At 38.3% G+C, this 8,893-nt stretch carries 10 protein-coding genes; 6 read left to right on the top strand and 4 right to left on the bottom strand.

Annotated features, from left to right (window positions below):
* The 3 genes from AC52RT_RS13050 to AC52RT_RS13040 form a co-directional block, all read left to right on the top strand.
* Nucleotides 1–486, top strand: a 486-nt coding sequence (locus AC52RT_RS13050) for an amino acid ABC transporter ATP-binding protein (protein WP_495541144.1), incomplete at its 5' end; no start/stop codon positions are given.
* Between the two features lie 178 nt (nucleotides 487–664).
* Entirely contained in the window at nucleotides 665–1,372 is a 708-nt protein-coding gene (locus AC52RT_RS13045; protein WP_495541143.1) for a pseudouridine synthase, read from the top strand.
* A gap of 105 nt (nucleotides 1,373–1,477) precedes the next feature.
* Nucleotides 1,478–1,813, top strand: coding sequence for a heme oxygenase (locus tag AC52RT_RS13040; protein ID WP_495541145.1), 336 nt, complete (start codon nucleotides 1,478–1,480; stop codon nucleotides 1,811–1,813).
* 122 nt (nucleotides 1,814–1,935) lie between these two features.
* Here AC52RT_RS13040 and AC52RT_RS13035 read toward each other — a convergent pair whose 3' ends face one another.
* The 4 genes from AC52RT_RS13035 to AC52RT_RS13020 all read right to left on the bottom strand — a co-directional run bounded on the left by AC52RT_RS13035 (nucleotide 1,936) and on the right by AC52RT_RS13020 (nucleotide 5,643).
* Nucleotides 1,936–2,784, bottom strand: a complete 849-nt coding sequence (locus AC52RT_RS13035; protein ID WP_495541142.1) for an SAM hydrolase/SAM-dependent halogenase family protein — start codon at nucleotides 2,782–2,784, stop codon at nucleotides 1,936–1,938.
* Nucleotides 2,785–3,054: 270 nt separating this feature from the next.
* Complete coding sequence (gene rlmN, locus AC52RT_RS13030; RefSeq protein ID WP_495541141.1) at nucleotides 3,055–4,122, bottom strand: dual-specificity RNA methyltransferase RlmN; 1,068 nt, start codon at nucleotides 4,120–4,122, stop codon at nucleotides 3,055–3,057.
* A gap of 286 nt (nucleotides 4,123–4,408) precedes the next feature.
* The gene (locus AC52RT_RS13025) at nucleotides 4,409–5,014 is read right to left on the bottom strand and encodes a hypothetical protein (RefSeq protein WP_495541140.1); all 606 of its coding nucleotides are present in this window, start codon (nucleotides 5,012–5,014) and stop codon (nucleotides 4,409–4,411) included.
* Nucleotides 5,014–5,643, bottom strand: a complete 630-nt coding sequence (locus AC52RT_RS13020) for a phosphate starvation-inducible protein PhoH (protein ID WP_495541139.1) — start codon at nucleotides 5,641–5,643, stop codon at nucleotides 5,014–5,016. The genes AC52RT_RS13025 and AC52RT_RS13020 overlap by 1 nt, the downstream gene beginning before the upstream one ends.
* A gap of 205 nt (nucleotides 5,644–5,848) precedes the next feature.
* Here AC52RT_RS13020 and AC52RT_RS13015 point away from each other — a divergent pair, with 205 nt between their 5' ends.
* The 3 genes from AC52RT_RS13015 to AC52RT_RS13005 are packed head-to-tail and all read left to right on the top strand — an operon-like array spanning nucleotide 5,849 to nucleotide 8,796.
* Complete coding sequence (locus AC52RT_RS13015) at nucleotides 5,849–6,955, top strand: ABC transporter substrate-binding protein (RefSeq protein ID WP_495541138.1); 1,107 nt, start codon at nucleotides 5,849–5,851, stop codon at nucleotides 6,953–6,955.
* Nucleotides 6,956–6,973: 18 nt separating this feature from the next.
* Entirely contained in the window at nucleotides 6,974–7,978 is a 1,005-nt protein-coding gene (locus AC52RT_RS13010; protein ID WP_495541137.1) for a FecCD family ABC transporter permease, read from the top strand.
* Entirely contained in the window at nucleotides 7,975–8,796 is an 822-nt protein-coding gene (locus tag AC52RT_RS13005) for an ABC transporter ATP-binding protein (RefSeq protein WP_495541136.1), read from the top strand. Before AC52RT_RS13010 ends, AC52RT_RS13005 begins: the two co-directional genes overlap by 4 nt.
* Nucleotides 8,797–8,893 lie beyond the last annotated feature (97 nt).

The following is an 8,893-nucleotide window of genomic DNA, read 5'->3' as shown; positions in this document are numbered from 1 at the left end:
GGAATGGTTTTTCAGCATTTTAACTTATTCCCTCATTTATCAGTTCTAGATAATATCACACTTTCTCCAATAGAATTAAAGAAAAATACAAAAGCAGAGGCTAAAGAAATTGCGTTGAAACTATTGGATCGTGTTGGTCTGGCAGATAAAGCGAATGCAAGACCTGCACAACTATCAGGCGGGCAAAAGCAACGCGTCGCCATTGCTAGAGCGTTGGCCATGAATCCTGATATTATGCTGTTTGATGAACCAACTAGTGCCTTAGATCCTGAGATGGTCGGAGAAGTACTGGCAGTTATTCAACAGTTGGCAACTGAAGGCATGACAATGGTCATCGTTACACATGAAATGGGCTTTGCTAGGGAAGTAGCCAACCAAGTCATCTTCATGGATGGCGGATTGGTTGTTGAAAAAGGTACACCTGCAGAAGTGTTTACTAACCCTACACATCCAAGGACACAGGACTTCTTGGATAAAGTTTTATAAAAATTACGCTGCTATTAAACGCTGGAGTTCTCTTACTTCAGCGTTTTTGGTTTGGGAGTCTCTAAGAATATTGCATGTGGGTAATTACCTATTGTATTGTTAAAGAAGATAAATAGCGTATCTGTCTCTTCTCTTCAAGGAAAGGCAGTAAACTCTATAAAAAGGAAGTGTCCAAGCTTTGAGAATTAATAAATTTATAAGCGAATCTGGCAAAGCCTCCAGACGCGGAGCAGATAAATTAGTCAGTGAAGGCAGAGTAACGATTAATGGAAAAATCGCCAAAATAGGTGATCAAGTGGAACCTGGAGATGATATTCGCGTCAGCGGAGCCCAAATAGGTATCGTGAAAAACAATGTCTATATCGCTTTAAATAAACCCGTAGGTATTACGAGTACATCAGAAAAAAAAGTTAAAGGGAATATTATTGATTTAGTCAATCATCCTCTGCGAATATCACATATTGGACGCCTGGATAAAGAGTCAGAGGGATTAATTCTCCTTACTAATGATGGGGATATCGTAAATGAAATCCTAAGGGCTGAAAATAAGCATGAAAAAGAATATATTGTTTCAGTAGACAAGCCTATTACACCAGAATTTTTAGAGAAAATGGCTTCTGGAGTAAAAATCCTTGATACGAAAACTTTGCCGTGTGAAGTTACTCAACTTTCCAAATTTGATTTTAAAATTATCCTTACTCAAGGACTTAATCGTCAAATTCGCCGCATGTGTGCTGAACTAGGCTACGAAGTGTATCGTTTACAGAGGGTAAGGATTATGAATATACAGCTTGGTAGTCTTCCGGTTGGTCAATGGCGTGATCTAACAAAAAAAGAACGCAATCAACTGTTCGAGGATTTAAACTACGAACCAAAAGAATGGTAAACAGCTATTAATTTATGGAAATATTATCATCTCTCATTCTTGATTTTATTAATGCTATCGATAATACTAAAGATAGAACGACTCTAAATTAAGGAGATGTACATGATGCTAATCGTAACCAATCGAATCAAGGTAAAAAAAGGCATGGGTGCCGTTATGGCTCCAGGGTTTACAGCACCTGGCCCGCTGGATACCACTGAAGGCTTCGTAAAAGTAGAAGTCCTTTTAACACAAAACCTTGAAGACTATGATGAATTGAATGTAAATATGTACTGGGAAAACCTTGATAACTTTACTGCCTGGAGAAATAGCGATGCCTTTAAAGCCGCTCACAAACGTCCTGAACCAAGTGCAGACGGAGCTAAAAAAGAATCACCGATTATCGGCAGTGAATTAATTACCTACGAAGTGGCCGCAGTTAAAGAAGCAATCTCTAAATAAATCAACATGAAGAGGCGCACTTTTCTGCAGCCTCTTTTTTGTACCCTCTTTATTCTTTGAGTACATAAATGAATAAAATCCGGATAATCTCAATTTGAGTTTCTCCCAAATTAAAACTATTCTTAGTTAATCCGTTCTTTTTGAATGATTATCCGCCATCCGCTTCCCGTCCCAATCTTATATGTCTTCGCAAATGAAGCTTGGTTGAGTGCAATCCCCATATTATCAAGTGAATTTACATAGATCAGTGCTTCCCCTAACGAACTATCCGCAAAGGACCTTCCATACGTCATCGAATGAGCATAGACTTGTTGATTCCCGCTTTCTATCTCAACAGTAACCTTCTCGCCAATCTCAACCTCTAATTGGTTAAAGATACTTCGAGGGATATTTGTCCATAGATTACCAAAGCGTATATCGAGAATTTCAATAATACCTGTAATATGATTATCGCTTAGATACGCATCAGCAAGTGGGAATTCAACTAGTGAGTCAACCGAAACCTCAGGACCTACCTCTTCAAAATCAATGACCCCTGCTGCAAGCCTAGCACCTGTATATGCATACACATCACGGCCGTGAAACGTATAGGACTCACCAGAACGAGGCAAACGATTAACTGTCTCATCAATAATGCGGACAGCTGTAATTCCAACCTTTTTCTTTAGATGGGTGAGTGTTCCGTTATCTGGTGTCACAATATATTGTTCATCCGTAGTCTTGACGACAATACTTCGGCGGTCACAGCCTACTCCTGGATCAACAACTGAAACAAAAACCGTACCGTTAGGCCAATATGGTACAGTCTGCAGTAGACGATATGATCCTTCCCAAATGTTAAATGGGGGGATGTCGTGGGTAATATCACTTATCTTCAGCTCTTTATTTACGGATAAGGCCACCCCATACATTGCACTAACTGCACCATCACTAATGCCAAAATCGGACTGAAAAACCAGTAATTTTATCATTATGTACCTCCATCTGAAAGGGTCTTTATTGAATAAGCCTATAAAATAAAAACACCCTATCCTTATCAATTAACATTAAAAGGACTTGGTGTTATTCACATGGTTTCATTTAACAGGAGACAGAAACAATCATCTGCCAGTTCCTAATTATCACAATAAATCTTTATATTAACAATATTCTAACTTTTTACCTCTTAGTAAGTCAATGAAAAAAAGCATGGACGAAGTAGGTTCTTCAATCCACGCTTTTTACCTATATCCCAAACAAGCTTATTTAGCTTCCGCTTTTTTCATTTGCTTACTACGAAGCTGTCCACAAGCTGCATCGATATCCGTACCATGCTCCTGACGAATTTTGCAGTTTACGCCTCTTTTTTTCAATGTATCATAAAACGCTAGTACTGATTCCTGATCGCTGCGTTGATACTGACTATGTTCATCAACTGGGTTATATGGAATTAGATTAACATACACTCGCTGTTTTTTATTATCTAGTAGGGCGGCAAGCTGCTCAGCTTCTTCTGGGTGATCATTTAAATCCTTCAATAAAATATATTCAATCGTAATTCTACGATTTGTCTTAGCTAAGTAATAATCAAGTGCTTCCATTAGTTTTTCAATTGGAAATGCACGATTGATTTTCATAATCTTCGTTCTAAGCTCGTTGTTGGGTGCATGAAGTGAAATCGCAAGGTTAACCTGCAGTTGGGCATCCGTAAATTCATATAGCTTGTTAGCCAAGCCGCTCGTTGATACGGTAATCCTTCTTGCAGCAATCGCTAACCCCTTTCGGTCGGTCACAACATGAATGAAATTCAGCATATTTTCGAAGTTATCAAATGGCTCGCCAATTCCCATTACAACGATATGGCTGACGTGCTCATCCTGTTCTTTTTTATCCAAATAAAGTTGAACATTCATGATCTGTTCAACAATTTCTCCGCCCGATAAATCGCGGTTTTTGGCTAATAATCCGCTCGCACAGAAGCTGCAGCCAATATTACACCCGACCTGCGTCGTCACACAAACAGAGAGACCATATTTATGTTTCATCAGTACCGTCTCAATTAAATTGCCATCCTTCAGCTTGAATAAAAACTTAACCGTTCCATCCGCAGATTCCTGCTTAACATGCTCAGTCAATGTTTGAATGGAAAAGTTTTCAGCCAATAGCTGAATGCAGTCATTATTTACATCGGTCATTTCACTGAAATCCGTAGCACGCTTCCGATATAGGTAGTCCCAAACTTGTGTCGCTCTATATTTTTTATGTCCGTATTCCAGTAACCACTCAGTCAGCTGCTCAAATGTTAATCCATAAATGGACTCTTTCCTCATTCCTTAACCCTCTTCTCGTATTGATAACTTTTCTACTATTACTATTACTCATTCAGCATAAATTAGCAATCCTGCAGATCCTGATTTACTTGTAAGGATTCACCATTATTGTTCTATGATACCTTACAAAACAATTCATAAAAAAACAACCCAACTAATCTAAGTTAGTTGAGGTGATTTCTTCTGCCTCCCTTTATATCTTCCTATATATAAGCAAAAGACAGGAAACCTTTGCAGGTCCTCCTGTCTCTTGATTTAATCACTCTGTTCAGTATCTTATTTTAATTTAGATTTCTCCATTCGCCAGCCAAGGCAGAAATCCATCAAGAAACCGTTCAGTCGCGGGCATGAAATATGATCCAAAATGATAATCAGGATCTAACGTGGTAATAATCCACGTACCACCCGTGCTGACTTTATCTAGATACATAACTGAACCGCCGTCTTCTGTTGCGATTAGCGTTTCTGTCCCTTCAATCGGCCAGAAAACGCCATGTTGATGCCAAGTTGCGTCTGATAACGTGATGTAATTAAATAGGTCGTTTTCTGGTGCAGACAATACCAACCCGCTTTTAGCGTCTTTTTCCAGCCACCACCAGAAGTTTGTTTCTCTTTCTTCCCATTTTTGATTAGGCAGCCATTCCCAAGGCTGAGGGCCGAATGCAACCACAATTCCTCCCTGCTCTGCAAAAGCATGAATTTTTTCTTTTGCTTGAAGGAGTAATGTTTCATTCATCTGAGAAGGAACGAGCAACACATCAAAATGATTGATTGGCGTTTCTAAAAAGTCTGGAAAGTAAATAAGTTCTGCAAGGTACTGATTATATTTCGGTTCATTAAAGGTTCGATAATGTGAGGCGTTACCACTATAAATAACCGCTATTTTCCTCATTACTTTTCTCCCCTTATTGAATCAAATTCGTCATGTACCCATTGAAGAAGCTGTGTACTTATACGATCAGTTGATTTATTTTGCATCCGATGAGAAAAAAGATCCCGCCCAGCATGAACTAAAATGGTTCCTCTAGTCGTGTTTCGATCGATATAGGTAATCGGCATTCCAGGAAGCGTAAGCAGGACTTCAGCATGACTTGGAACGGGCGAATGTGTGCCGCGCGCAAAAAAGCCGGCCACTCCTTTATTAAACGTCATATCTTCAGGATTAACGCCTTCAAATATCGGATGCTCTATTGCTTTTGAAATGGTATAATCCGCAAAACTATTTATGGTTTTAGGTGTAAAGAGTGAACAGCCTGGCAGCCATTTTTTGAATAAATGTCCACAAAAAATAACTACCTTACCTTCTCCTAAAAAAGAAGCAATCTTCTCTTTATGTATATAGAGGTATTCTTGATCAATAAAGTCATGAAAGAATATACATTTAAATGGTTCTAAGTCTATCTTATCAAACATGTACTGATCAATTTGTGTAAAGTTTTTTTGTATAAACGAATTGGTACGATTCTGTAAACCAAATGCATGACCTGGATCTAAATATAAGATATCTCTAAGCTGCGTCAAAAATATATCCTCCAATCAGTAATGGGCTACTTATATTTACTATGTTAATTCTTTTATATAACATACATCTGTTGTTAACGTGCAAGATAGTTATTATTATTGTAATATAGAGAAAACGATTGACCAAAAATATTTAATCCTGTAAATTAATATATGATGATGAAAATCATTATCATTTAGAATTCTAACAGAGTGAGGGATGAAAATGAAGAGGAAATTTATTATATCAACCGCGTCTCTGCTGTTTTTATTAGCAGGCTGCAGCGATTCAGATACATCTAAAGATCTTGAACCAACAAAGGAAACAAAGCTAGTAGTTGATGAATTAGATCGTGAGGTCACGATTCCTTCAAAACTTGACTCGGTTGTAATGGGAAGTATTCTACCATACTTTTCCACATGGTATATCGCAACTAACTCTACAGACGAGATCACAGGAATTCATCCAAATTCATATAACGCAGCCTCACATTCTATTTTAAAAGATATATCACCATCCATTCTCGAAGCTAAAACCAATTTCATTGAGAACGGCGAAGTAAATATTGAACAGTTGATGTCTCTAAATCCTCAAGTGTATTTTGAAATTGCGAACCAAGAGAAAACAATTAATAAACTTGAAGAAACAGGTATAACGACTGTAGCTCTAGATACAAACACAACTTCTTTAAATCCGCTTGATACATTAAATCGCTGGTTGAAATTAACTGGTGAAATCACTGGTACAACTGATCGCCCTAACGAAATTATTAAAGAGGGTGAAGAAAACCAGAAAATGATTAATGAAACAATTGCAGATGTGGATGATAAAGAAAAACCTCGTGTAATGGTCCTTCAATATCATAGTAATGGTGAAATATCTGTTGCTGGAACAGGTATGCATGGTAACCGCTGGTTAAATGCTACCGGAGGAATTGATGTTGCAGCCAAAGACATTGAAGGAATAAAAGCTGTAAATATGGAGCAAATTTACAAGTGGAATCCTGATATTATTTATATTACAAACTTCACCGAGACACAGCCGGATGATTTGTATAATAACACTTTTTCTAGTCAAGACTGGAGCCAAGTAAAAGCCGTTCAAGACAAGAAAGTATATAAAATGCCGCTTGGAATTTACCGCTGGTATCCACCAAGTGGAGATGCTCCTTTAATGCTTAAATGGATGGCTCAACATAACTATCCAGATCGCTTTAATTATGACATGGGTGAGGAAATTAAAGACTACTATTCACGTTTCTATGATTATAAGTTAAATGATGAACAAGTTCAGCAGATCTTAAACCCTCCCTCAGAAGCAGCAAAATATTAAGTTAAAGGTGGCTTTCAAATGAAATCCAAGTTAATAAAATTTTCACTTTGGACGCTGCCCTTAATATTTGGTCTTATCTCGATTAGTATCGGACGTTTTGAAGTCGGTTTTATCGTACAGATCAAAATATTACTTTCACAGCTATTTCCTATTGAACAAACCTGGTCCGCTATGGAAGAAACAGTGGTCATAAATATCAGACTACCACGAATTTTGCTTGCCATGCTTATTGGCGGCGGGTTAGCTATTGCCGGGGCCGCATTCCAAGGAATGTTTGCTAATCCTTTAGTTAGTCCTGACATTCTAGGCGTTTCGGCTGGAGCAGGGTTTGGTGCTTCCATTGGTATTTTGTTATTCGGTACTGGGATTACCATGCAAATATTCTCTCTCTTAATGGGAATGGCAGCGATTGGGTTCACATTCCTAATTGGTGGCTCTAAACGTGACATGCCTATTTTTATGCTGGTTTTGGCAGGAGTCGTAACAAGTGCTTTATTTCAAGCTCTCATATCATTAGTCAAATTCCTAGCTGATCCCGAAGAAAAACTCCCATCGATTACATACTGGCTGATGGGAAGCCTTGGAACAGCAAGTTATGCAGACTTATTTATAGGCGGACCACTCATTTTAACTGGAATTATTATTTTATATGTTGTACGGTGGCGGTTAAATATTTTATCTCTTTCTGATGAAGAAGCAAAATCACTTGGGATATCGGTCATGAAAATGAAATGGCTCGTCATTATCGGCGCTACATTAATTACATCTGCAGCAGTTGCGATAGCTGGAATTATCGGCTGGGTTGGCCTGATTATTCCTCACATCGCCCGTATGCTTGTCGGCAGTAACAATCAGTATGTATTACCTGCATCCGTCTCAATAGGTGCGATGTACTTGTTAATGATTGATAATTTAGCGAGAAGTTTAACGTCAGCAGAAATCCCATTATCGATCTTAACAGCCATTGTCGGGGCACCTTTTTTTGCGTATTTATTACGAAAAACAGGGGGCGGCTGGAATTGATTTCAATAAAAGATGGAAACTTTTTTTATCAAAAAGCAAAGACCAAAGAGCAAACCTATTTATACAATAATGATATTTCCTTTGACTTGCATCCTGGTGAAATCATGTCGATTCTAGGTCCAAATGGTGCAGGGAAAACAACCTTATTAAAGTGTATTATGGGCCTGCTGAAATGGGAAAAAGGCGAAACATTATTGAATGGGAAACCACTATCAAGCTTGCGCCAAAAAGAAATATGGCGAACAATCGGGTATGTACCGCAGGCTTCCAAAATGACCTTTGGTTACTCGGTCCTGGATTTAGTCACAATGGGACGTGCTTTGTTAATTCATGCCTATGCACAGCCCACACAAGAGGACCGGCAAGCTGCGCTGGATGCGCTTGAACTTGTAGGCATACGGCATCTAGCTGATCAGTCTTGTACATCTGTCAGCGGCGGTGAACTTCAGCTTGCATTGATTGCACGAACATTGGTATCAGATCCAAAAATTTTAATTCTAGACGAACCAGAATCACATCTAGATATTCAAAAGCAAAAAATCATCTTGCAAACCATTAAAAAACTGGTTAAAGAACGAGACTTAGCTTGCATTATCAATACTCATTACGCGAATCATGCTTTTTATTTTGGTGATAAAGTGCTTATGGTCGCTAAAAACAAACCCGTCATTACGGGACCTGTGTCTGAAATTATGACAGAGGACAACATCTTTCATTACTTTGATATTGAAGTGAAAAAATTGCTGCATAACGACGATGGGCAGGTATTTGAAACCATCGTCCCTAAATATTTTGGATTTGATAGTAGTGACCGATGATATCGGTCACTTTTTTTGTACCTGTTTATAAAACCCCCTCTTTCATTTTACTTCTATTTCTAAACTACTGTATTATTCCTTCCCAATTTTTATTTCT

This window comes from Peribacillus sp. (genome assembly GCF_059453735.1).
Note: the sequence above shows the minus strand (reverse complement) of the source record. Positions and strands in the feature narration are given on the sequence as shown.